This is a genomic window from Epilithonimonas lactis (assembly GCF_900110605.1).
Lineage (GTDB): Bacteria > Bacteroidota > Bacteroidia > Flavobacteriales > Weeksellaceae > Epilithonimonas > Epilithonimonas lactis.
On the sequence record NZ_FOFI01000003.1, the window covers coordinates 891,914 to 916,393 of the forward strand.

Genomic DNA, 24,480 nt, shown 5'->3' on the forward strand with positions numbered 1-24,480 from the left:
GTCGGTCTCATTTTAACTAAAATTCAATTATTCGGAAATTTTGTCTGATAATTCTAAAAATTCAACAAAAGAATACTTTTTGCGATAAGCTATTCGAATTAAATGATTGATAAAGCATTAAGAAAGCTAACCTCAAAATTACTTTCTTAATGTTTTTTAAAAATAAAAATCATCTTTTCAAAACTCAAAATTGAACAAAATTTGATACCATTTTAAATCAATTATCATCTATCAACCATTAATTATACTAAAGATATGAACTTAAACCAATATACCGTAAAATCACAGGAAGCCATCCAGGCCGCACAACAGGTGGCAATGGAATTTGGTAACCAACAGATAGAACCACAACATTTACTGGAAGGAATCTTCCAAGTTGATGAAAATATATCGCCTTTTTTACTGAAGAAATCTGAAGCAGATGCCACTTTGGTAAGAGAGCGAAACAGAGAAAATTTAAAAAGACTTGCGAAAGTACAGGGAGGGAATATTTACCTTTCAAATTCAGCGAATAAAGTTTTGTTGGATGCACCGAATATTGCCAAAAAAATGGGTGATGAATTCGTGACCATCGAACATCTTTGGTTGTCGCTGTTGCAAACCAATTCAGAAGTTTCGAAAACGCTGAAAGATATGGGTGTGACCAAAAGTCTTCTGGAAGGCGGAATCAAAGAATTAAGAAAAGGTTCGAAAGCGACTTCGGCAAGTTCGGAAGAGACGTATCAATCTTTAAATAAATATGCTAAAAACTTCAACGAACTCGCTGCAGAAGGGAAACTTGACCCCGTAATTGGCCGTGATGAAGAAATCAGAAGAGTTTTGCAGATTCTTTCGAGAAGAACGAAAAACAATCCAATTTTAATCGGTGAACCAGGCGTAGGTAAAACGGCGATTGCAGAAGGAATTGCACACAGAATTATCAGCGGTGATATTCCTGAAAATTTGCAGGATAAAACTTTGTACTCTTTGGATATGGGCGCTTTGATTGCCGGAGCCAAATACAAAGGTGAGTTTGAGGAGCGTTTGAAATCTGTTGTGAATGAAGTGATTAAATCAGAAGGACAAATTATTCTTTTCATTGACGAAATCCACACTTTGGTTGGAGCCGGCGGTGGTGAAGGCGCGATGGATGCAGCAAATATCCTAAAACCAGCTTTGGCAAGAGGAGAATTGAGAGCCATCGGTGCGACCACTTTGAATGAATATCAGAAATATTTTGAAAAAGATAAAGCCTTAGAAAGACGTTTCCAGAAAGTGATGGTGGAAGAACCGGATACCGAATCTGCAATTTCTATTCTTCGAGGAATTAAAGATAAATACGAGGCGCACCACAAAGTAAGAATCAAAGATGAAGCGATTATTGCGGCGGTGGAAATGTCTCAACGATATATTTCAGACCGGTTTTTACCGGATAAAGCGATTGATTTGATTGATGAAGCTTCTGCTAAACTGAGAATGGAAATCAATTCTAAACCAGAAGAGCTGGATGTTCTCGACAGAAAACTGATGCAGATGGAAATCGAACTGGCGGCTATTTCGAGAGAAGGCAATCAGACGAAAATCGACCATTTGAAAGAAGATATTTCGAGAATTTCAGAAGAAAGAAACGAAATCAACGCCAAATGGCTTAAAGAAAAACAAAAATCTGAAGATTTAACTTCGATTAAAAAAGATATTGAGTCTCTGAAACTTGAGGCTGAAAGAGCTTCCAGAGCTGGAGATTATGCGAAAGTTGCAGAAATTCAGTACGGAAAAATAAAAGAGAAAGAAGATGCCTTGCAGAAACTCGAACTGGAAATGCAAAATCATCAGAATGAATTAATTAAGGAAGAAGTAACCGCAGATAACATCTCAGAAGTGATTGGAAAATGGACGGGAATTCCTGTGACCAAACTTCTTCAGTCTGAGAGAGAAAAATTATTGCATCTTGAAACGGAACTTCATCACAGAGTTGTGGGCCAGGAAGAAGCCATCGAAGCTGTTGCAGACGCCATCAGAAGAAACAGAGCTGGATTGAGCGATGAGAAAAAACCGATTGGAAGTTTCCTGTTTTTAGGAACAACCGGAGTTGGTAAAACTGAGCTGGCAAAGGCTTTGGCAGAATTTTTATTCGATGATGAAAATAATATGACGAGAATTGATATGAGTGAATATCAGGAAAGACATTCCGTTTCTCGTTTGGTTGGCGCGCCTCCTGGATATGTTGGATATGACGAAGGTGGACAATTGACTGAAGCGGTGAGGAGAAGACCTTACTCAGTGGTGCTTTTGGATGAAATTGAAAAAGCGCATCCGGATGTTTTCAACACCTTACTGCAGGTTTTGGATGACGGAAGACTGACCGATAATAAAGGCAGAGTCGTGAATTTTAAAAACTCGATTATCATTATGACTTCGAATCTCGGTTCGCATATTATTCAGGAGAATTTTGAAAATATTACCGAGGAAAATCAGGATGAAATTGTGGACAAAACAAAAATTCAGGTTTTTGATTTATTAAAACAAACCCTTCGTCCGGAATTTCTGAACAGGATTGATGAGACCGTGTTGTTCCAGCCTTTAAGAAAAAAAGAAATCGGAAAAATCGTTCAATATCAGTTGAGAGGTTTCAATGATTTGTTGCTGAAAAGAAACATCATTATGACCGCAACTCAGGATGCTTTAGATTACCTAACTAATAAAGGTTACGACCCGGTTTTCGGAGCAAGACCTTTGAAAAGAGTGATTCAGCAGGAAGTTTTGAATAAATTATCAAAAGAAATCCTCGCAGGAACCGTGAATGACGGTGACCGAATTACGCTGGATTATTTCGAGGAAACAGGTTTGGTTTTCAGACCGGTGGAATAAATTGAGTTAAATTTTTCTTCATATTAAATACTATTTTAAAACAAGAAAACCTCAGCTAAATTGGCTGAGGTTTTTTGTTTTTGTTGAGTTGAATGACATTACTTAATACTCACCAATTCCACATCAAAGATTATAGTAGCACCACCTGGAATCGCACCTCCAGCGCCTTGGTCTCCGTAAGCCAAATCGGACGGAATGTAAAATCTGTATTTGGAACCTTTGCTCATCAGCTGGATTCCTTCTGTCCACCCTTTGATGACACCACCAAGATTGATATCCATCGGCGCACCGCCATTTTTGTCAGTAGAATCGAAAACGGTTCCGTCCAAAAGTTTTCCAGTGTATTTTACTTGTACAACGTCTGATGCTTTTGGTTTTATTTTACCATCACCTTCTTGCAAAACTTCGTACTGCAAACCTGAGGCAGTGGTTTTCACTTTTGGGTTGGATTTATTTTTCGCAAGAAAATCCAGACCTTTTTTCTTATTGTCATTGGACTGTGCTCCCGCTTCAGACTGCTTTTTTTGCTGTTGCTTCATCATAAAATCCTGCATAAAGCTGTTCATTTCTTCAGCTGGTAACATCTTTTTCTTCGTGCTGTCGATTTCCTCTTTGATACCTTGAGCCAAAAGTTCTGCATCTACTTTGAAGCCCTCTTGTTTCATATTTTGAGCGATACTCATTCCTATGTAATAAGAAGCTTTTTGCTCATCTGTATATTTGCTGTCGTCTTTTTTGTCACCTTTGTCAGCACACGAAAAACTAAGTGCCGCTACGCAAAACAATGCAATAGTTTGTCTTTTCATTTTATAATTTTATGATTAGCGAATTAATGGTTGCAAATCTATTATTAATAATAGAAACTTTCCTGCTAGAATGAATTTTTCTACTGCTGATTTTTAAATTTCATTTCAAGATTCCGAAATCATCTTATCCAAATCCAACAGCAGATAATTAATATTTTGATTAATGGTCCTCGTCGCAGACTGCATCTGGTTCAACATCGAGGCTCGGTTCTGCAAATCCGAGGCTCGATAAAAACCACCAGTTCCAAAATTCACAGATTTGTTCGCTGCATCTTCATCATTATCAAATTGATACTGAATCCACCGTTGCTTCATATTCTGAATGATAGAATGCTCGCGATTCCCAGTAAATTTTTTCTCTGTGTACATATACCAAATGAATGGTGGGAAATTATGAGATTGTAATTTCTGCTCCCAAATATCTTTCAAGAGATTTCTTTCGTGAATGAACTCCACTTTTTTTCCTTTCGGATTGAAAGTCGCCAAACCAAGACCAGCTCCCAAAAGTCCACCACCAATACTGACGATATTTTCTGCATTGTCATTTTTAATAATCCCGCCGGCAACCGAAGTCACAGCACCCGTGATGATGGAAAACAGAATCAGTTTGTTATTCCTGTTATTATTCAGGTTATCTACGTAATTCGCCATCTGGTCAACACGCTCACCTTCGCAGTCAAATTCGGCAGCAACCGCATCTAACTCCGTAAGTGAAATACTGATTTTACTGTTGATTTTAGTTTTCAGCTGAAGGACTTTCACTTGTGCTTCCAGGCTGTTATTCTTTTTGAGGTCAATGATGTTTTCCACTTCATCCACACTTCCCAAAGCATTCAGAATCAAAATACTCTGGTCAGAAAAATAATCCTTCAATTGGCTGTTTGCCGAAATGATAGAATCGGAATTGTACGAAGGCAAACGCTGCGTATAGTTGTACTGCAAAGGCGCTTTACAATAGCTGTCTCTCAGCGTCAGGATGTTATTTTGTAACGTTTTCGTTTTATTGGAAACGCAGGAAACCAACAACATCAGAAAACTTAAGACATATATTTTTCTCATTTGCGTTTTAGGTTTAATTCATTGATTTCAAATTATCTCCTGGCGTGTAATCCATAAAAATCCCGCCATCCAGATTAATGGACTTTATTTTCTTCTTAACAGGAATATTCAGATTAGTTAGCTTCTGGTCTTTCTCCCAAACGGCCGGCGTGAAATGTCCTTTCTCCGTCGTCCCATCTTCATAAGTCAAAACCACATCAAACGGAATCGCAAATCCACCAACATTCTCAACCGTTAAAACCAACTGCTTGTCCTGCTCCATCACAGACGCAATCTTCAAATCAATATAATTATTCGTGTAAAACCAATTGTTGAAAAACCAGTTCAAATTCTTCCCCGAACCAGCATTCATCGAATTGAAATAATCCCACGGAATCGGATGTTTCCCATTCCAGTTGTCCATATAATGATGCAAAGCTTTCTTAAACAAATCATCTCCCAAATAATCCTTCAAAGCCAAATAAGATAGCGACGATTTCACATATGCATTATTCCCATATCCAGCGCCCGAAAGCTGAGAACTCATCGTAATAATCGGTTGGTCTTGCTCGGTGGAAGCATCATTAATCCAACGTTTTACACGGAAGTTCTTCATAAATTTATCCGCAGCTTCTTTCCCATTTTCATCAATTCCTATCAAATATTCCAAAGTTGTAGCCCAACCTTCATCCATATAAGCATATCTGGTTTCATTGATTCCCATATAGAAAGGGAAATAAGTATGCGCAATCTCGTGGTCCGCTGTCAATCTCGCATCTTGCAAATCGTATGGAATGCTCGTGTCGTTTATCATCATTGGATATTCCATATCGGCGTAACCTTGGACAGCCGTCATTGCTGGAAAAGGATATTCCACACCTGGCCAATTGTCCGTAAACCATTTCAAATTATAGCGCATCCATTCCGTATATTGTTCAAAATCTTTCGCGCCAACTTTATAGGCAGATTGCACGCTCGCTCTTTTCGTTTTCAACTGAACACTCGACGCATCCCAAACGTAATGATTGCTCAATGCAAAACAAAAATCTACAATATTATCTGCCTTGAATTTCCAAACATTCCACTCATTCTGCTTCGTCACTTTCCCGGATTTCATTTCAGATTCATTGGCAATGTGAATGATTTTATCGGATTTCAAAGATTCTCTAAAACGTTTCAAATATTCAGGTTGAAGAACTTCCTCAGGATTCAGGAAATCGCCCGTTGACCAAACCACAAAATTTTTAGGTGCAGAAATCGCAAAAGAATAATCATTAAAATCATTATAAAACTCCTGTCTGCCGTTGTGAGCCAACATATCCCAACCGTTGTAATCATCATAAACAGAAACTCGCGGGAAAGAATACGCCACATAAAAAGTCTCCGGGTCTATCTGCCCTTCTCTCCCACTTTCCTTTGCCAATGGATATTCCCAATCGATTTTGATTTCAGTTTTCGATTTTGAGGCAATTGCTTTCGTCAGTTTCACCGCTTCCACAGTTCCCCAATCGTCGCTGTTGATGTTGTATTTTTCACCATTGATGGAGAATGATGTGATTGTCAAACCCTCCGTCAAAGATTCCTTCGAAGCGTATCCGGCTCTCGGAGACTGCGGTTTGGTCATATTATTCACAAACCGAATCGCCAAAACCTTCAACTCATCCGGACTATTATTGGAATACTGGATGGTCTCAGAACCCGATACCACTTTCGTTTTCGCATCCACTTTCACATTCACATCATAAACACCTTTGTTCTGCCAGTAATTTTTTCCGGGTTTTCCAGAAACATCGCGAGTCCCTTTCGAATAAGCATTCTTGATATTCCTCGGCATATACAGTTCCTGCGCAGAAATCGCCGTTCCCATCAGCATCAATCCCAATAATAATTTTTTCATTTCCAAAATTTAAAACTCAAAAATAAAGAATTAAAACCAATTCCCTCGCTGGGCATCATTTATCCAATATCATAGAATTTGAATTATTATTTGGGCAGCTTTATCCGTCCTCCGTTCCCGCTATTTTTTTCATTGCGAACGACTTTTTGCCATCAATAGAAATTTTACCAACCGCAATGAAAAAAATGAGCTCCACTCAGGCCGGGCTGCGGATTCAGCATAGAACAAGAGTCAATATAAAAACGTTGCTTTGTCATTCCGTAGGAATCTAGACTGTTTAGATTGACAAACCATTTCGTTAGGTATCCTCCGGAATGACAAAAACTTAAATCATTAAAATCATATCAGATTTTAGTTTATTTACAAAAGAATGTTACTTTTACAATTATCAATTTCTCAAAAAGAGACAACAACATTACAATGAAAAAATATAGCCTTTCATTCCTATTATTAATCTTCGGAATCAGCATCTCCGCCCAGAAAAGCATCGACCAAAAAGTCACCGAACTCCTTTCCAAAATGACCTTGGAAGAAAAAGCCGGACAACTCGTTCAATACAGTGGCTTCGAATACGCCACAGGACCACAAAACTCCAATTCCAAAAAAGTCTTGGACGAAATAAAAAGCGGCAAAGTCGGCTCGATGTTGAACGTCACTGGCGCAGAAGAAACAAAAGCTTTCCAAAAATTAGCCTTAGAATCCCGACTCAAAATCCCGTTGATTTTTGGACAAGATGTGATTCACGGTTTCAGAACGACTTTCCCGATTAACCTTGGTCAGGCCGCCAGCTGGGATTTGGAAATGATAGAAAAATCCGAAAGAATCGCAGCGATTGAAGCATCGGCTTTCGGTGTTCATTGGACATTTGCGCCAATGGTGGACATCGCCAGAGACCCAAGATGGGGACGCGTGATGGAAGGCTCCGGCGAAGATACTTACCTCGGAACCAAAATCGGATTGGCAAGAATCAAAGGTTTCCAAGGCAAAGGCTTAGGCAACATCGATGCGATAATGGCGTGCGCGAAACATTTTGCCGCTTACGGTGCGGCAGTTGGCGGACGAGATTACAACTCGGTTGATATGAGTCTTCGTCAACTTCACGAGACCTATCTTCCACCTTTCAAAGCGGCTTCTGAAGCAGGCGTTGCTACCTTTATGAATTCCTTCAACGACATCAACGGAATTCCGGCAACCGCGAACAAATATATCTTGAGAGATTTACTGAAAGACCAATGGAAATTCCAAGGTTTTGTGGTTTCTGACTGGGGAAGCATCGGCGAAATGATAAAACACGGCTACGCAAAAGACAATGCCGAAGCGGGAGAAAAAGCCATCCTCGCAGGTTCCGATATGGATATGGAAAGCAGAATCTATATGGAGCAACTTCCTAAATTAGTCAAAGAAGGAAAAGTGGATATCAAATTTGTGGACGATGCTGTGAGAAGAATCTTAATCAAGAAATTCGAATTGGGATTGTTTGACGACCCATATAAATTTTCAAATTCCGAAAGACAAAAACAACAAACCAATAATCTCGAACACAGAAAATTCGGAAGAGAATTCGGGGCGAAAAGTGTAGTTCTTTTGAAAAACGAAAAGAAAACCCTTCCACTTTCCAAATCAACTAAAACTGTTGCATTGATTGGACCATTCGGAAAAGAAGCGGTTACGATGCACGGATTCTGGTCGGTTCCTTTCAAAGATGATGCGCAGAGAATCGTCACTCAATTTGACGGCATCAAAAATCAATTGGACAAAAACTCAACTTTGCTTTATGCGAAAGGCTGCAATGAAAACGACGACAACAAATCGATGTTTGCAGAAGCCATCGAAACAGCGAAAAAAGCAGACGTTGTGATAATGACTTTGGGCGAAGGTCACTCAATGAGTGGCGAAGCGAAAAGCCGAAGCAACCTACATTTCTCCGGTGTTCAAGAAGAATTATTGAAAGAAATCGCCAAAACAGGAAAACCAATTATTCTGATGATAAACGCCGGAAGACCTTTGGTTTTTGATTGGGCGGCGGACAATATTTCAACCATCGTTTACAGTTGGTGGCTGGGAACAGAAGCCGGAAATTCTATCGCCGATGTCCTCTTTGGAAATGTGAATCCTGGCGGGAAATTGCCAATGACATTCCCAAGAACAGAAGGTCAAATCCCAATCTATTACAACCATTACAACACCGGAAGACCAGCTGGAAAATCCACAGACAGAAATTACGTTTCCGCGTACATCGATTTGGACAACGACCCGAAATTCCCATTTGGATTTGGATTGAGCTATACTGATTTCAAATACTCCAACTTCAATTTGAGTTCTGAAAATCTGAAAGGCAACCAAACTTTGACCATCAATGTGAATGTTGCCAATACGGGGAAATTTGATGGTGAGGAAGTGATTCAGCTTTACATCCGCGACCTTTTCGGGAAAGTGGTTCGCCCTATCAAAGAACTGAAAGGTTTCCAGAAAATATTTTTGAAGAAAGGAGAAAATAAAAACGTCACTTTCAAACTGACTCTTGAAGATTTGAAATTCTACGATGACGCTTTGAATTATGATTGGGAAGCTGGCGAATTTGAAATAATGGTTGGGACTAATTCCAGTGATTTGATGACGAAGAAAATTGTTTGGAATAAGTAACTTTGTTTTCAAATAAAATTTCAAATGAGCGATAATTTAGAAAAAATATTAGTCCGATATTATAGTGATGTTCTTGAAGAAATTGTTGTTGAAACACTTTGGGCTGAGATTATAAATTCAGATGATGGCCTTTATAAGATTGACAACATTCCATTTTACGGTCCGGGTTTTTCTTCTGGAGATATTGTTTTTGCAGAATATGATGAAGACGAAGAACGCATCACTTACAGAAAAGTTGTAGAACATTCTGGAAACTCGACAATTCAAATCATTGTTCTTGATGAGAATATTGATGTAATGGAATTAAGAAAAGAATTTGAAAGTTTAGGATGCGAAAGTGAGGGAATGGGAAATAAATATTTTGTTATGGAAGTTCCATTCAACATCAGTTATTCAATCATATTCAAAAAACTATCAGAATTAAGTGACAATGAAAAAATAGGTTTTGCAGAACCAAATATTTCGCAAAAACATTCTTCTGAAAAATAAAAAAATCCTCTTTCAACAAGAGGATTTTACGTTTATAACTATTTCTTAAAACTAATCTCCGCCAAAATCGGGAAATGGTCTGATGGATAAAGCAGATTTTCCCGTCTGTCATTGATTGTTCGGTTCGATTGAACATCAAAGCCTTTTACAAAAATATAATCAATTCTTTCTTTCGGAACGGTGTTCACATCAAAAGCTGTGAATGTTCCCTTTGGTCCGTAATGCGGTTTCTTCGAATGGTAATAGACATTGTCCAATGATTGAGAAATGATTTTGATTGGTTCTGTGTCATCCGTCAAATTGAAATCGCCTGTCAAGGTCAAAGGCAGATTTTGTGGATTCAGTTCTTTGATTTTTTCAAGGATTAATTTGGAAGAATTGACTCTCGCCACATCGCCAACGTGGTCGAAGTGGAGATTCATAGCCAGAAATTTTTTACCGCTTTTCTTTATTTTGAAAAACGCATAAGTGCAAACTCTGTTGTAAGCCGCATCCCAACCTTTCGAAGGTTTTTCAGGCGTTTCGCTGAGCCAGAATGTTCCTGATTTCAGAACTTCTAATTTATTCTTGTCGTAGAAAATCGCCGAATATTCGCCTTGGTTTTTGCCATCGTCTCTTCCAACGCCGACATAATCGTAATCTTTCAAATTGGTTTTAATATCAACCATCTGCTGAGGAATCGCTTCCTGCACGCCGAAATAATCCGGATGATAATAGCTCATCAGCGCCAAAGCATCGTCCTTCCTTTTGTCCCAAGCGTTTTCTTTATCACTTTCCAATGACAATCGGATGTTGTAGGTCATCACTTTCAAATCCTGAGAAAAGAAGAGATTGGACGCGAACATTAAACCAAATAATATTTTTTTCATTTTAGATATTTAAGTTTTGATAATATCAGATTGAAGATTTTTATAATATATTTTTAAGCCTAAGATGCTGAATCAGCATAATCGTTTTAGCATCTTTGATTTCGCCATTATCAAGCATATCAAGCGCTTTATCAATATCCAATTCCAAAACTTCTATTTCTTCCTGTTCTTCTTCCAGTCCGCCACCGTCATTGATTTTCATCGATTTGGAATATTCCGCAATGAAAAAATAGAGAATCTCCGTCACAGAACCTGGCGACATATAAACTTCGAAAACTTTTTTGATATCCGAAATCTCATATCCCAATTCTTCTTCCGTTTCTCTTTTGATGCAATCCTCGGGATTATTTTTATCCAAAAGTCCGGCACAGGCTTCAATCATCATTCCGTCTTCATTGCCATTGATGTAAGTTGGTAGTCGAAATTGTTTTGTAAGAATGACGGTTTTCAATTCTTTGTTATATAGCAAAATCGTCGCACCATTTCCGCGGTCGTAAGCTTCTCTGCTTTGGGTTTCCAGCGTTCCGTCTTTCTTCTGATATTCGAAAGTCACTTTGTTCAAAGTGTACCAATTATTGGAAAGGATTTCTGTTTTTAGAATCTTGATTTTACTATTTTGCATATAGGTTTGGTTATTTTTTATAATCTTCAAAATTCTGGATTCCGTTCAAAAAATCTTTGACCGGCAATCTTTTCTTTCCTTGGATTTGAACATCTTCTGGATAATAGATTCCGTCTTTTGTATAAAACTTGAATTCGGTTTTTGAAATATCAAAATCACCAGCTTCACGGGAATGGGATTCAACTTCGAATTTTCCTTTGAAGATTTTCAAGGATTTTTCTTCGTCTCCAACTTTCAGAATAGTAAAAGCCGTTGGATAAGGCGACATTCCTCTCACAAAATTGTGAATGGTTTCGACACTTTGATTCCAATCTATTTTCAGGTTTTCTTTGAAAATTTTGTAGGCAGTTTTTGGATTTTCTTTGTCAGGTTGAGGTGTTTCTTCGATTGAATTATCCGCCAAACCATCCAAAGTTTTGATGATTAATTCCGAGCCGATGTTCATCAATTTATCGTGCAACGTTCCAGCATTGTCTTCTGGCAAAACTTCGGTTTCAGCTTGAAGAAGAATGCTTCCTTCGTCAATTTTTTCATTGATGAAAAACGTCGTCACGCCAGTTTTGGTTTCGCCGTTGATAACCGCGTAATTGATTGGCGCCGCGCCGCGATAATCCGGCAACAATGAAGCGTGGAGATTGAAAGTTCCCAACCTAGGAATCGAAAACAAGACCTGAGGCATCATCCTGAAAGCTACCACGACAAAAACATCGGCATTCAGATTTTGAATGGCTTCCAGAAATTCTGGGTTTCTCAATTTTTCGGGTTGAAAAAGATGGAGTCCGTTTTTTTCTGCAAAAACTTTGACTGGTGAAGGCGTAAGTTTCATTCCGCGTCCGCTGGCTTTGTCGGCAGCAGTTACAACGCCAACTACTTTATGATGAGATTTGAAGATGGCTTCCAGAGAAGCTTTGGCAAAATCGGGAGTTCCGAAAAAAACGACATTGAGGGATTTCGTCATTGATTTATAATTGATAAATGATAGTTGATAATTGATAATTGATTAATTTTTTATGGCAGCTATTCCGCCTTCCGCTCCCAATCTTTTTTGCTCACGTTTTCCATTAAGTTGAACTCGAGTTCACGCAAAAAAGGATTTCCGCTCAAGTCGGGCTGCGTAAGATTCTCTGCTTTATTGATTGAGCATATAGGTTTTGTAATTCAACATTTTGACTTTACCTATGTCCAAAAGGAAAATCAGCGTGTCGGAAATGGATTCTTTGGAGTGAAAATTGAGATTGGCGGCAACCTCTTCCAAAGCCATCGGTCGCTTGGCAAGTTGTTCGAAAATCTCTGTTGACAAAGTTCTCTTCGTATTTGTTTTCTTTCTGCAGACAGAACATTTGCCACAATTATCGGCATCGCGTTCTCCGAAATAACTGAGAATCAATTTCATTTTGCAGAAATCTGTGTCCTTGATGAAGAATTTATTTTCCTCCCATTTCTTTAATTTATTTTTCTGAATCTGATTGAAAAGCGACCAATATTCGCCCGAAAGATGTCGGTCGTTCCGAGGTTTCAGGAACTTGATAGAATGCTGACTTCCATCGAGATATTCCAAATGTCCGGCTTTCTGCATTTGCTTTAGTCTCTCTTTGAAACTCAAGATATCAAATCCATTTTTTTTGCAAAACGCCAAGTCGCTGAAATGTACTTTTTGAATCGCCAAACCTGGCAAATTGCGGAACAACAATTCCATAAAATAAGCATCTGACGGCGCCAACTGTTCCAAATCTTCGGAGTTGATGAAGCTTTGAAGCGTGGATGATGAGATTGAATTTTTGTAATAAATCAATTCCTGATTGTTCAGAAACGTCAGAATATTTTTGATTTTCGCATTGGAGCATTTGCTTAGATTTTTGATTCTGTTGATGTCCAATTGGAAAGTCCGTTCCGGCAAATCCGAATCTCCAATCTGAAAAATGGAATACAGATACATCAGGATTTTCTCGTACTCGGTTTTGTTGGGGATTTGGTTTTTGAAAATATCATCGATGTTCTTCAATTCCTGTTCATTCCAAAGTAGCAGGACAATCGCTTCTTGTCCGTTTCTTCCAGCTCGTCCGATTTCCTGATAGTAATTTTCCAAAGTTGATGACGGCGAAAAGTGAATCACGAACCGGACATTATCTTTGTCGATTCCCATCCCGAAAGCGTTGGTCGAAACCAAAACGTGGAATTGGCTGGTAATCCATTTTTTTTGAAGATTCTCTCTGTCACGGGCAGTCATCCCGGCGTGGAAAAAATCCACATTTTGGAATTTATTATTTTTGAGATAAAGCGTGAGTTCTTCCGCTTCCCTTCTGGTTCTGGTATAAATAATTCCGGAAGATGGATTTTGTCTAAGGAATTCTAAAATTCTATTATATTTATCGGCCGTATTTCCAACAATGATATTGAGATTTTCTCTTCGGAAACTTTTTTTGAAAACCTGAGGCTGGTGAAGACCCAACTTGATTGAAATCTCGTCAACAACTTGATTTGTCGCAGTCGCCGTCAATGCTAAGCACGGCACATTTTTAAAATCCTGACGGAACCTTTTGATGTTCTGATAACTCGGACGGAAATCCTGTCCCCATTCCGAAATACAATGCGCCTCGTCCACCGCGATAAACGAGATATGGATTTCCTGGATATTCCTCAAAAATAATTGGTTTTGCAATCTCTCCGGCGAGACGAATAGAACTTTGGTCAAACCCTCTTTACAGCGGTTGTACACAGTTTCTTCTTCGAATTCATCTAAGTCGGAACTTAGCAATTCGGCCTCGATTCCTAAGGCTTGTAATGATTGCAGTTGGTCTCTCATCAAGGCTAACAAAGGCGAAATTACAAGACAAGTTCCTTCGAGAATTATCGCTGGCAATTGGTAGCAAAGCGATTTTCCACCGCCTGTTGGTAATAATGCTAAAGTATCTTTACCATTGATGATGGATAGGATTATTTGTTCCTGAGAAGACCGAAACTCATCGAACCCCCAAAATTGTTTGAGCGTTTGATGAATTAAAATATTTTGTGATTCTTTGGAAGAAAGCATTTGTAAATTTAATCAATTCTTTAAAATAAAAAAACCGTCTCGTAATAAAACGAAACGGTTTTTGTTTATTTAGAAATATATCTTATTTAGCTTCAAAATATACTCTTCTGTTTGCTCTGTTTTTCCATTCTGGACATTTCTCAGCTGGATCACATTCTGGGTAAAGAAGGTCTTTTTCACCTCTTCCCATTGCTTGCAATTTATTTTTGTCAGCTCCATTTTGGATCAAATAATCTTTTACATTATTTGCTCTTCTTTCAGAAAGATTTTTGTTATAAACATCAGAAGCTCTTGTATCAGTACCACCAATTACATTGAACTTACTGTCTGATGAATTGATAAAATTAATCGCATTATTCAAGATCGGCGTATTTGAAGGAAGAACTTTATCAGAATCCAGATCAAATTCGATTCCTTTCATGATGGTCGATTCGTCTGTTACAACACCTGTATTAGAATTGTTCATTGTCAAAGGACAACCGTTATTCTCTACTGGTCCTGGAACTGTTACACATTTGTCATAAAGGTCAATCACACCGTCCAAGTCAACATCCAAGGCTACACCAGCACCATCAACTCTCGCTCCGGCAGGCGTATCAAGCTGTCTGTCCCAATCGTCGCAAACGCCGTCATTGTCAACATCTCCTTTTTTACAAACTTCAAGATCTTGAGTTTTGTCATTAAGAACATCTAATTTGTAGTAGATCTCCTGCAATGGATCGTGCCACATCAAGTGAGATTCGTGTTTTCCTAATTTGAAGGTCAGACCTAAAGTCGTGTTGAAGAAGTTATCAGAGATCTGATCTTCTGTCAAGTTGTAACCAGTTTGTCCAACACCTGCGCCATCGAATTCATCGTCACCTGTAACAACATACATTACTCTTCCTTCAAGATCCAATCTGTTATTGATCTTAAATTTAAGACCAGCTCCAGCTTGTCCGAAAAGCGAACCTAATTTGAAAGGTTTCACTTCATAGTTCAATGTTTGATTTGCAGGTCCAGGATCTTGTCTATAAGATTTATAAGACATTGTTCCAATACCAGCGTATCCATGCAGCGCCCATCTGAAAGGAGATTTGTTATCTACTCTTCTTAAAAGATTAGAAAAATTAAGATCTCCCAAGATTGAAATTGCGTTATATTGCGTTCTTCCAGCTATTTGATTGCCAGTAAGATTAACATGATCTTTTGTGTTTGCATAACCTTGTCTGGTCTCTCCTCTGTCGTATTGCAAATTAAGACCGAAGGCATGCGTAATAGCTTTATCGACACTGATGTAAGCAGAATACCCAAAAAGGTTTTTACCATTTCCATTTTTAATGGATGCCATATCCGCAGATTGAATCAATGGTACACCAGCACCAGCTGATATCGACCAATCATTGAATCTTTTGGAAGACTGTGTGAATGGGGAAACATTTTGAGATCCAGAGTTAGCATCTGTAGATGTAGTCTCTTGTCCTGCTAGAGTCATAGGCAACAATAGACCTATTGCTACTAATGATAATAAATTTTGTTTCATATTTGAATGTTTTTTTCTAATTAATTATTTTGCGATAAAATATACTCTTCTATTGGCTTCATTTTTCCATTCCGGACATTTTGTTGCCGGATCACATTCTGTATATTTCAAATCTTCCTTTCCTCTACCTTCCGCAGATATAGTAGATGAAGATACACCTTTGCTAACCAAATAAGTAAGAACCGCATTGGCTCTTGCTTGAGATAATTTTTTGTTGTGAGCAGCAGAACCTCTGCTATCTGTAGCGCCCACTACCACGAAACTTTCACCAGCTCCCAATGTTTTGATAATGTCGGCAGCCTGATCTAGATCTTGAAAAGATTTTGGTCTGATGACATCTTTGTTCAATTCAAATTCTATTCCGTTAAAAAATTTGTTGATTTCTTCAATAGCTGCCTGCGAAGAAGCAGCCGCTGTTGTCTTTCCTGTTGGGCAACCTTCATTTTCAACAGGTCCAGGAACTGTCACACATTTATCATTGAGATCGATCACACCATCGAGATCGGCATCCAAAGCAACTCCTGCTCCGTCTACTCTTGCACCAGCTGGCGTATCCAATTGTCTGTCCCAATCGTCACAAACGCCATCGTTGTCCACATCACCTTTTTCACAAACTTTGAAATCTGCAAATTGTTGTTCCAAAGCTGCTGTCTTAGCATAAGCGTCTTGTAGTGGATCTACCCAACGAAGGTGATTTTGATGTTTCCCCAACTTGAAAGAAATTCCTAAGTTGACAAGCCAAGCATTATCTGTGTAAGAATCATTGATCAAGTTATAACCTGGAGCGGCTTCTCTTGTCCATCCGCCACCGTCGAACTCCTCATCACCACTGATGATGTATAATGTTCTTAGCTCAACGTCAATTAGTTTTGAAACATTATATTTCAATCCCAAACCTCCAATATAATTGAATGTATTGATACCCAGCTTTTGTTCTATATAAAGTGGATATTTAGAAAGAACCGCATTATCCTGTAAATAAGTTTTATAACCTATAAATCCAATTCCTAAATAACCATGTAGTGCCCACTTAAAAGAAGATCTGTTATCAACTCTTCTCATGATATTTGAAAAATTGACATCTCCTAATAATGCGATCTGATCGAATTTGGTGTATCCATGTCCAACACCAGCTTGATCATTGAGCTTAGCCTTTTGTTTTGTTTCGCCTCTCATGTAGAGTAGTGATGCTCCAAAGGTGTGGGTAATTTGTTTGTCCAAACTTACATAGCCGTTCCAACCCCAATTGACCTTACCACCGTAAAAAGATGTAAGATCGGCATTTGCCATAAAAGCGCCACCACCACCAACAGAGATAGACCAATCTTTGAAAAGTCGGCTTTCGTTATTAAATGGTTTGGTTTTGGAATCTGCGCTAGAGTTTTCGTTGGTTTGAGTGTAACCCAAAAAAGGCAGTAGGAAAAAGAATAATAGTTTTTTCTTCATAATCATTTGTGTTGTAAATTTATTTTACTTCATTAATCAAGTCCCTGGCAAAATCTCTTTCATAAAGATTTTTGTGATGAGGGATAATTAATTTCTTCGAGATAAACTTTATACTGTTATATAATATTATATCAATATCTATAATTCTGTCCTGATAAGCGCCAAAATAAGAGGAATCTTTGAGACGACCCATCTCTCTTTCAATCTTTTTTAGCTTACCTAAAAGTATTATAGGCGAAAATTGTGTTTTTATTTTAACTGCAATATTACAAAAATTATTGTAACTGTCAAATTCTACAGGTTCAGAAGTTATTAATTCAGAATTTTTTAATATTGTACCTATCTCACTTTCGATTTTTTTCAAAGCAATTTGGATATTATTTTCTGGATCATTAATATTACTTCCCAGTAACAAAACCACTATGTTGTACGACATATCAAGCAAATTAATTTTATAATGAAAAGTTTTTTCAAACTAGTTCTCGCAAATTTAACTGCAATTTTTATTGTAATCGCAGGTTTTTTTGCATTTTTCATCGTCTTGGTCGCTTTATCTTCGATATCAGAAACTTCGGATGTCAAATCTAATTCTGTCCTGACCTTAGACCTTAAGACCAAAATAATCGATAGTCCTTCCGAAGATCAAGAAGATCTGTTCTCTATTAATAATGAGGAAAAAGCTGTTTTGCTGTTTGACGTTCTACAGGCGATCAACAAAGCAAAGACCGATGACAAGATCAAAGGAATAAGCATCGAGGCAGATAATATGAATGCTGGGATCACACAATTGGATGATATCCGAAATGCATTGATAGATTTCAAAAAAAGCGGGAAGTTTGTTTATGCTTATGGGAACACGGTTTCTCAAGGTGCTTATTACCTAGGTTCAGTTGCAGATAAATATTATCTGAATCCTGCTGGCGGCATAGAACTAAAAGGATTGTCCGCAGAAGTGACCTTCTTCAAAAGCTTTGCTGAGAAATATGGGATCGGGATCCAAGTGATCCGCCATGGTAAATTCAAAGCGGCGGTGGAGCCTTTCCTGAAGGATGAGATCTCTCCGGAAAACAAAGAGCAGCTTTCGACTTTGCTGAATGATATTTGGTTGAACACTTCCAAAAAGATCGCAACATCTAGAAAAATCTCTGAGTCGGAATTCAAAACGATTACAGACAGTCTTTATGGTTATTTGCCTAATTTGAGTCTTCAATATAAATTGGCCGATCAACTGATCCAAAAAAGTGAGTACGATAATATTATCAAGAAAAAACTGAAGATCGATGCTGATAAGAAACTCAACAAGATCTCTTTTGCCAAATATGCAGATTCCAAAGATTCTGAAGGTGGCAAAAACAAAGTTGCAATCCTTTATGCTTCCGGATCCATCAATGGTGGTAAAGGTTATGATGGCATCTACTCCGACAACTTCAGAAAAGAGATCAAAAAACTAAGTGAGGATGACAAAGTGAAAGCTGTGGTTTTCCGTATCAATTCGCCTGGTGGAAGTGCCAATGCATCGGACGAGATCTTATTCGAAATGCAGCAGCTGAAGCGTAAAAAACCAGTTGTCGTTTCTTTCGGAGATTATGCAGCGTCTGGCGGCTATTACATTGCGATGGGTGCAGACAAGATCTTCTCGGAACCGAATACTTTGACCGGATCAATTGGTGTTTTCGGTGTCATCCCTTACTTCAAAGACCTTGCGGCAAAAAATGGGATCAGAAGTGATGCCGTGACCACGAATGCCAATTCCAACATGATCTCCGCAATCAATGGACTAAGTCCAGGAGCATTGACGATCATGACGAGAAGTGTAGAATCTACCTACCAGCGTTTCGTACATTTTGTAACGGTGAATAGAAAAAAATCTTTCGAGGAAATTGATGCTGTGGGTGGTGGTAGAATTTGGTCTGGCGTGAGAGCAAAACAGATCGGCCTTGTGGACGAGTTGGGCTCATTGCAAGATGCAATCAACTATGCGGCGAAGTCTGCCAATCTGAAAGATTACGGCGTATCGACCTATCCGGCGAAGATGTCAAAATTTGAGCAGATCTTTTCTTCTGAGACCGATGAGGATTTCTCTAGCAGAGTGATCAAAAACAAAATCGGGAAAGAGAACTTCAAGATCTTCCAGCAATTCACGGATCCAAATGCGAAAGCTTCTGTGATGATGGAAACGCCATTCAGTATCAAATTGAATTAAAAGAATATTAGATATTTTAAAAATCAAAAAGCACAAAACTGGTCATCTGGTTTTGTGCTTTTTTGTTTGATGAAATCTTACTTCTATTTTTGAATTCTATTGATCGTGGCGAAACATGCGCTTCTTTTACCTAAGAGTATGCGTACTCTTGATCAATAGTAAGCTTACTTTTGCTTGATAGTAAGCTTACTTTATCACGATGAGAAGCTACTCAGTTTGTATTGGCAAACTTGTTCCTCCTATCAATATGTCATTTTGAAGACCAAAACGTGGATAGAAGCTCTGCTGCAGCCCGGCCTGAGTGGAGCTCTTTTTCTTTTTGGTAGAATTGGCAAAGCGGTGGCACCGAAAAGAAAAAAGCGGGAACGGAGGACGGAAAAAGCTGCCCTAATAAAACAAAAAAGCCTGCAACTTGCAGACTTTATATTTTAAAACTTGTAAGCGATGCTCCAACTGAAGCCCATATTGAAACTTCCGGAACTCTTGCCAAAACCGGGAACGATCATGGGTTTGATCTCTTCCTGCTTGGTGGTGTAGGCCAGGTATCTGGGTTGCGCATTGACATCGATGAAGAAATTGCTGTTGAAGACCTGAACTCTGGCTCCCAAAGAAGCCTCGATCCAATAGCTGCTCTGCGTAGAAGGATCGAATGAGAGGAAAATACCCTCGTTGTTGAGACCTTTCACTGGCACAGCCATGTACTCCTGATTGTAGAAACTTCCTGCGAGTTTTGCGCCGGTATAAAAACCATTCATATCGTTCTCAGGATCCATGGATAACATGTAAACGGCGCCTATCTTGGCAAACAGTCCGTCTGCTTTTGCATCGTAGCCATTTTTCTGATAGATATTATTGTCGTATCCCAAATCGATGACGGCATGTACCTTTTTGCTGATCCTGCTGGAAATGAAACCTTGGATCATCTGTCGGTCACTAAAAAATCCAGTTCCCAAATTCAAGACATCTACGCCGACAAGAAAGTTGGGTGTGTACTTCCACTTCACCGAATCCTGTTTTTTCTCCTCAGGTTTGGTCTGGGAAAACAGGGAAACGGATAAAAGACTAAAAGCGCAGATAAAAATTGATGTTATTCTCATCAGTCAATGTTGTTATGTTGGATTGGATGCTTTGTACGGGATTTGCTTGCTGAAGTTCCGCATTCAGATTGTCGTAGTTGACCTTGAAACCGCAAGCTGGTGAAACATAGATCGCTTTTTGATCATAGTTGATCCTGATCTTGCTGCTAGGTCCTACTCGTCTTTGTTTGATGTAGATATCGGTGTACGGACTGCCATCGATCCTCATAGGAACCATCACAGAATCCTGTCTCACTGCAGCGGTGATAATCTGCTTCAGCGAGTCTCTTCCATAGTCTACATCTACGTACAGCGTGTCCAAAGCCACGATTTGATTATTGATATTTCTGAACTGAAGTTTGAGTCTGGGTGTAGATTCTTCGCCCAAACAGATGTCATCTTCGCTCCCACAACTTGTGAGAAGCAACAAGACTCCGAAGATCCATAATAAATTTTTCATTTCTAGAAGTGAGGCTTTAAATCATTAACTAAATTAAACCTTATTTTCTTATAAGTAAAGCGATATTCTCCACGTGATGGGTTTGCGGGAACATGTCTACTGGTAAGATCTTCACCAATTCGTAATCGTCTTTCATCAATGCGATATCTCTTGCCTGTGTGGCAGAGTTACAACTTACATAGACAATTCTTTCTGGCGCCAACTTCAGGATCTGTTCCACTACTTTCTGGTGCATCCCATCTCTTGGTGGATCGGTGATCAAAACGTCGGCTTTTGGATGATTAGCTAAAAACTCGTCGTTGAAGACGCTTTTCATATCACCGCAGTAGAAAGTTGTATTCTTGAGACCATTCAGTTCTGCGTGCTCGATGGCTGCATCGATGGCTTCCTGAACGGCTTCTATGCCGATGACGTGTTTTGCATTTCTTGCAACGTATTGTGCAATCGTTCCTGTTCCAGTGTAAAGGTCATAAACCACCTGATCACCAGTAAGGTCAGCAAATTCCAATGTCTTTCTGTACAACTCTAAAGCTTGCTTGTAATTCGTTTGAAAGAAAGATTTAGGTCCGATTTTGAATTGAAGACCATCCATTTCTTCGTAGATGAAACCTTCACCATAATAATTCTGAATATCCAGATCGTAGATGCTATCATTTCCTTTAGGATTGATCGCATAAACGAGCGTTGTGATCTGTGGGAATTGGCTTAATAAGAAATCAAATAATTTGATTCTCTCCACTTTATTATCCTTGTACAATTGGAAAAGAACCATCCAATCACCTTTGGAGTTCTGACGAAGCATCAAAGTTCTAAGGAAACCCTTTTGTTCTTTTACATCGTAAAATTCCAAACCATTTTCAACTGCATATTTCTTGACAGCCAATCTGATCTGGTTTGATGGATCTTCTTGCAGCCAGCATTCTTTCAGATCTAGGATCTTGCTCCACATGCCTGGAATGTGAAACCCTAAAGCATCTCTATTCCCAAAGTTTTCTTCGGAGCTGATCTCGTATTGTGTCAGCCAACGGGCATTGGAAAAGGAGAACTCCATTTTGTTTCGATAAAAGTATGGATCCGGTGCTCCTAAGATCGGAACTTCCTCGAACTCTGCAAAGCCACCAATTCTTCTGATGTTGTTCACCACTTCGCTGTGTTTGAAATCCAGTTGTTTCTCGTAAGCGATATTCTGCCATTTGCAACCACCACAAGTTCCGAAATGAATACATTTGGCATCCACCCGATATTCCGAATATTCTAATATCTCAGTAGCTTCGCCTTCTACATAATTGCTTTTTGACTTCTTGACCCTTACGTTGACAAGATCTCCGGGAACTGCACCTTTTACTAGAACAGTTTTGCCATCTTCTGTCTTACCAACAGAAACTCCTTTCGCACCGGCGGAAAGGAGTCTGATATTTTCAAGAATTTTGTTTCTTCTTTGTTTCATCTATTATTTTGTTTGTACAGAATCTGCATTAGGATTTTGTAACAATTCATTTTGTAATTGTGCCTGTGGATTCACAGTTGGCGCCTGAAGACCTGAAACTTTGTTCATCGCCTCCACAAATTTTGCATCACCTAAGTTGTAGAAAGTCTGACTTGCTACTTTTCCATCTTTGTCTATCAAAAAGAATCCAGGGATCTTGAATCCGTAGATGAAGAATTTCTTAGCATAATCGGATTGCAATCCGCCATCAGCATAGTAATTGGTTCCAGGAATACCTTTCAACATTGCATTAGCTGTTTTTGTGAATTGCTCTTTCGTATCATCTAGATTAACGAATGCGAAGTTAACTTTGGACTTGTAGAAGTTAACCACTTCTTTCAATACTGGGACTGTGGATTGTCCAATGTAAGGATTCCAAGAAGCGTAGCTCATGACCAAAGTTGGTTTACCATTCAATTCAAGATTTCCAGATTTTCCATCCAATTTGTTGAAGTTTACTTTCGGCGCTTCCTCTCCTACTTTCAATCCAAATACAGCATTGATCGCAGAGTTAAGATCTTTTTTAACTTCAGAATCTTTGATATATTCATCACTGATTTTCTTAACCTTTTCAACTTCGCTTGTGTAAGGATTCAAATCAAACTTAGCAATGACGAAAGCTAATAAATAGTCTTTTGTTTTTTGAGACATTTCTTTATTCGTAGCCAAGAATCTTGCGAAGATGGTTGACATACTAACGTTGTCCTTGTCTTTTTGTTTTACCGCAAAGTTTTGGAAATCTTGTCCAACTTTGTTCAAAAGATAATTTCTGTAAACTGGCAGATTCTCTACCATTCTATCATTATTTTCGGTCAACGTTTTTTCATAATCTTTGAAGTTCTTAGAAACCTTGAAAGTTGGATCTCCAGCTGCTTGGCCGTGCGCCGACTCATATTGAACTAGGAATGTCAAGATGTTGGTTGTCAACTCGTCTTTTTTAAGTTTCACAACTTCGCTATCCGCACCTAATTTGTCCGCAGTCTCATCAAGATTCTTTTCAAGGTCGGAATGAATTTTTTTGATATCAACCAAAAAGTCAGATTCCTTTTTCTGCAACATTTGCATGTTCAATTTAGAGCTGTAAGATTCTAAATATTTTTGAGTTGCAGTGATGAAATCATTGTTTTTCTTAGCATCACCTTCTATTTTAAAGACTTCCGGGAAAGTTGCAGAATCACCAGAAACATTCAAAGTCTGACCTTTCTTAAGATAAATGAAATTCATTTTCCCTGCGTAGGTCATGGCGTACATTCCGTTCTTAGGCGCTTTGAAGTCACCTTTGAAATTACCCTTTTCATCAAGCCCAAGATTGACCAAAGGCAGTGTTGCCACGCCAGAAGCTTCTATAAATTCTATTCTTTCCAGAGGAGAACCTCCTTTTACATTTCCTTCAACTTTAACTTTGGAGCAAGAAACTACTAGCAAAGTGAGCAAAAGAAGAAATAAGTACTTTTTCATTATTAAAAATTAATTTGTGCAAAAATAACTTAATTAAGATTTGAAAAAAAATGAAATCGATATTTTTATTATAAGATTAACAGATTTTAAGTATCATTAGTGAGGTTCTGGAAAATAAAGTAGACTCATTGCATATAATGCGATGCTAATAACTAAATCTTGCAAATAGAAAGAAGTCCTAAATCATAAATTATTCTTTAAATTTTTCTGTATGATTGAGGTTTCTTGAGAATACATTCGGTTGACATACCTTTGGGTATATATCAAAAAAAACGCCCATCAAGTGAATGATGAGCGTTTTGAAAAAAACTGGCGGCGACCTACTCTCCCGCTTTCGCAGTACCATCGGCGCTAGAGGGCTTAACTTCTGTGTTCGGAATGGGAACAGGTGAGCCCCTCTGCTAGAACCACCCTAAAGGCTGTTCGTACAAAAGGATGTACGCTATGTTTATATTATCAGATTTTGATTAATAGACATTTAGATTCAGGACCATTAAGGTCTATCATCTATCAGTCCATTATCCTATGGTCTAATAATTATCGATAAAAACGTTCACAAAGAGAGAACCTTGTCGTGCGATCGTGCA

Annotated in this window: 19 protein-coding genes and 1 rRNA gene; 5 read left to right on the forward strand and 15 right to left on the reverse strand. The window is 38.6% G+C overall.

Annotated elements, in window-relative coordinates:
* Positions 1-255: 255 nt before the first annotated feature.
* Positions 256-2,847, forward strand: a complete 2,592-nt coding sequence (gene clpB, locus BMW39_RS13765; protein WP_034972823.1) for an ATP-dependent chaperone ClpB — start codon at positions 256-258, stop codon at positions 2,845-2,847.
* Positions 2,848-2,945: 98 nt separating this feature from the next.
* On the opposite strand, the gene BMW39_RS13770 is transcribed toward clpB, so the two are convergent.
* The 3 genes from BMW39_RS13770 to BMW39_RS13780 all read right to left on the reverse strand — a co-directional run bounded on the left by BMW39_RS13770 (position 2,946) and on the right by BMW39_RS13780 (position 6,588).
* Complete coding sequence (locus BMW39_RS13770) at positions 2,946-3,653, reverse strand: FKBP-type peptidyl-prolyl cis-trans isomerase (protein WP_034972825.1); 708 nt, start codon at positions 3,651-3,653, stop codon at positions 2,946-2,948.
* Positions 3,654-3,758: 105 nt separating this feature from the next.
* Positions 3,759-4,712 carry a hypothetical protein gene (locus BMW39_RS13775; RefSeq protein ID WP_034972827.1) on the reverse strand — a complete coding sequence of 318 codons (954 nt, stop codon included), beginning with the start codon at positions 4,710-4,712 and terminating at the stop codon, positions 3,759-3,761.
* A gap of 13 nt (positions 4,713-4,725) precedes the next feature.
* A complete protein-coding gene (locus BMW39_RS13780; RefSeq protein WP_034972829.1) occupies positions 4,726-6,588 on the reverse strand; it encodes a M1 family metallopeptidase in 1,863 nt (620 codons plus the stop codon).
* Between the two features lie 420 nt (positions 6,589-7,008).
* Here BMW39_RS13780 and bglX point away from each other — a divergent pair, with 420 nt between their 5' ends.
* Positions 7,009-9,231 (forward strand): beta-glucosidase BglX, encoded by a 2,223-nt coding sequence (gene bglX / locus BMW39_RS13785; protein WP_034972830.1) that lies wholly within the window; start codon positions 7,009-7,011, stop codon positions 9,229-9,231.
* 24 nt (positions 9,232-9,255) lie between these two features.
* Complete coding sequence (locus BMW39_RS13790) at positions 9,256-9,720, forward strand: DUF4265 domain-containing protein (protein ID WP_034972832.1); 465 nt, start codon at positions 9,256-9,258, stop codon at positions 9,718-9,720.
* Positions 9,721-9,758: 38 nt separating this feature from the next.
* Here BMW39_RS13790 and BMW39_RS13795 read toward each other — a convergent pair whose 3' ends face one another.
* The 7 genes from BMW39_RS13795 to folK all read right to left on the reverse strand — a co-directional run bounded on the left by BMW39_RS13795 (position 9,759) and on the right by folK (position 17,646).
* Positions 9,759-10,589: an endonuclease/exonuclease/phosphatase family protein gene (locus tag BMW39_RS13795; protein ID WP_034972834.1), complete on the reverse strand. Its 831-nt coding sequence runs from the start codon at positions 10,587-10,589 to the stop codon at positions 9,759-9,761.
* Between the two features lie 40 nt (positions 10,590-10,629).
* Positions 10,630-11,211: a GDP-mannose pyrophosphatase NudK gene (gene nudK, locus BMW39_RS13800; RefSeq protein WP_034974138.1), complete on the reverse strand. Its 582-nt coding sequence runs from the start codon at positions 11,209-11,211 to the stop codon at positions 10,630-10,632.
* 10 nt (positions 11,212-11,221) lie between these two features.
* Positions 11,222-12,169 carry a methionyl-tRNA formyltransferase gene (gene fmt / locus BMW39_RS13805; protein WP_034972836.1) on the reverse strand — a complete coding sequence of 316 codons (948 nt, stop codon included), beginning with the start codon at positions 12,167-12,169 and terminating at the stop codon, positions 11,222-11,224.
* Positions 12,170-12,340: 171 nt separating this feature from the next.
* The gene (locus BMW39_RS13810; protein ID WP_034972838.1) at positions 12,341-14,242 is read right to left on the reverse strand and encodes a RecQ family ATP-dependent DNA helicase; all 1,902 of its coding nucleotides are present in this window, start codon (positions 14,240-14,242) and stop codon (positions 12,341-12,343) included.
* 82 nt (positions 14,243-14,324) lie between these two features.
* Positions 14,325-15,764 (reverse strand): OmpA family protein, encoded by a 1,440-nt coding sequence (locus tag BMW39_RS13815; RefSeq protein ID WP_034972839.1) that lies wholly within the window; start codon positions 15,762-15,764, stop codon positions 14,325-14,327.
* Positions 15,765-15,788: 24 nt separating this feature from the next.
* Positions 15,789-17,210, reverse strand: a complete 1,422-nt coding sequence (locus BMW39_RS13820) for an OmpA family protein (protein WP_034972840.1) — start codon at positions 17,208-17,210, stop codon at positions 15,789-15,791.
* Positions 17,211-17,229: 19 nt separating this feature from the next.
* On the reverse strand, positions 17,230-17,646 hold the full coding sequence (gene folK / locus BMW39_RS13825; protein ID WP_034972841.1) for a 2-amino-4-hydroxy-6-hydroxymethyldihydropteridine diphosphokinase: 417 nt from the start codon (positions 17,644-17,646) through the stop codon (positions 17,230-17,232).
* A gap of 21 nt (positions 17,647-17,667) precedes the next feature.
* On the opposite strand from folK, the gene sppA reads away from it, so the two are divergent.
* Both sppA and BMW39_RS19335 read left to right on the forward strand, forming a co-directional pair.
* Positions 17,668-19,413 carry a signal peptide peptidase SppA gene (sppA, locus tag BMW39_RS13830; RefSeq protein ID WP_034972842.1) on the forward strand — a complete coding sequence of 582 codons (1,746 nt, stop codon included), beginning with the start codon at positions 17,668-17,670 and terminating at the stop codon, positions 19,411-19,413.
* Between the two features lie 255 nt (positions 19,414-19,668).
* Positions 19,669-19,845: a hypothetical protein gene (locus BMW39_RS19335; RefSeq protein WP_165569329.1), complete on the forward strand. Its 177-nt coding sequence runs from the start codon at positions 19,669-19,671 to the stop codon at positions 19,843-19,845.
* On the opposite strand, the gene BMW39_RS13840 is transcribed toward BMW39_RS19335, so the two are convergent.
* The 5 genes from BMW39_RS13840 to rrf form a co-directional block, all read right to left on the reverse strand.
* Positions 19,842-20,510, reverse strand: coding sequence for a DUF6048 family protein (locus tag BMW39_RS13840; protein ID WP_034972843.1), 669 nt, complete (start codon positions 20,508-20,510; stop codon positions 19,842-19,844). The two genes, BMW39_RS19335 and BMW39_RS13840, sit on opposite strands and share 4 nt — an antisense overlap.
* The gene (locus tag BMW39_RS13845; protein WP_034972846.1) at positions 20,476-20,949 is read right to left on the reverse strand and encodes a DUF6452 family protein; all 474 of its coding nucleotides are present in this window, start codon (positions 20,947-20,949) and stop codon (positions 20,476-20,478) included. Before BMW39_RS13845 ends, BMW39_RS13840 begins: the two co-directional genes overlap by 35 nt.
* A gap of 40 nt (positions 20,950-20,989) precedes the next feature.
* The gene (rlmD, locus tag BMW39_RS13850; RefSeq protein WP_034972849.1) at positions 20,990-22,396 is read right to left on the reverse strand and encodes a 23S rRNA (uracil(1939)-C(5))-methyltransferase RlmD; all 1,407 of its coding nucleotides are present in this window, start codon (positions 22,394-22,396) and stop codon (positions 20,990-20,992) included.
* A 3-nt stretch (positions 22,397-22,399) separates the two neighbouring features.
* Positions 22,400-23,893 carry a TlpA family protein disulfide reductase gene (locus tag BMW39_RS13855; RefSeq protein WP_034972851.1) on the reverse strand — a complete coding sequence of 498 codons (1,494 nt, stop codon included), beginning with the start codon at positions 23,891-23,893 and terminating at the stop codon, positions 22,400-22,402.
* Between the two features lie 307 nt (positions 23,894-24,200).
* Positions 24,201-24,308, reverse strand: a 5S ribosomal RNA gene (gene rrf, locus BMW39_RS13860).
* Between the last annotated feature and the right edge of the window lie 172 nt (positions 24,309-24,480).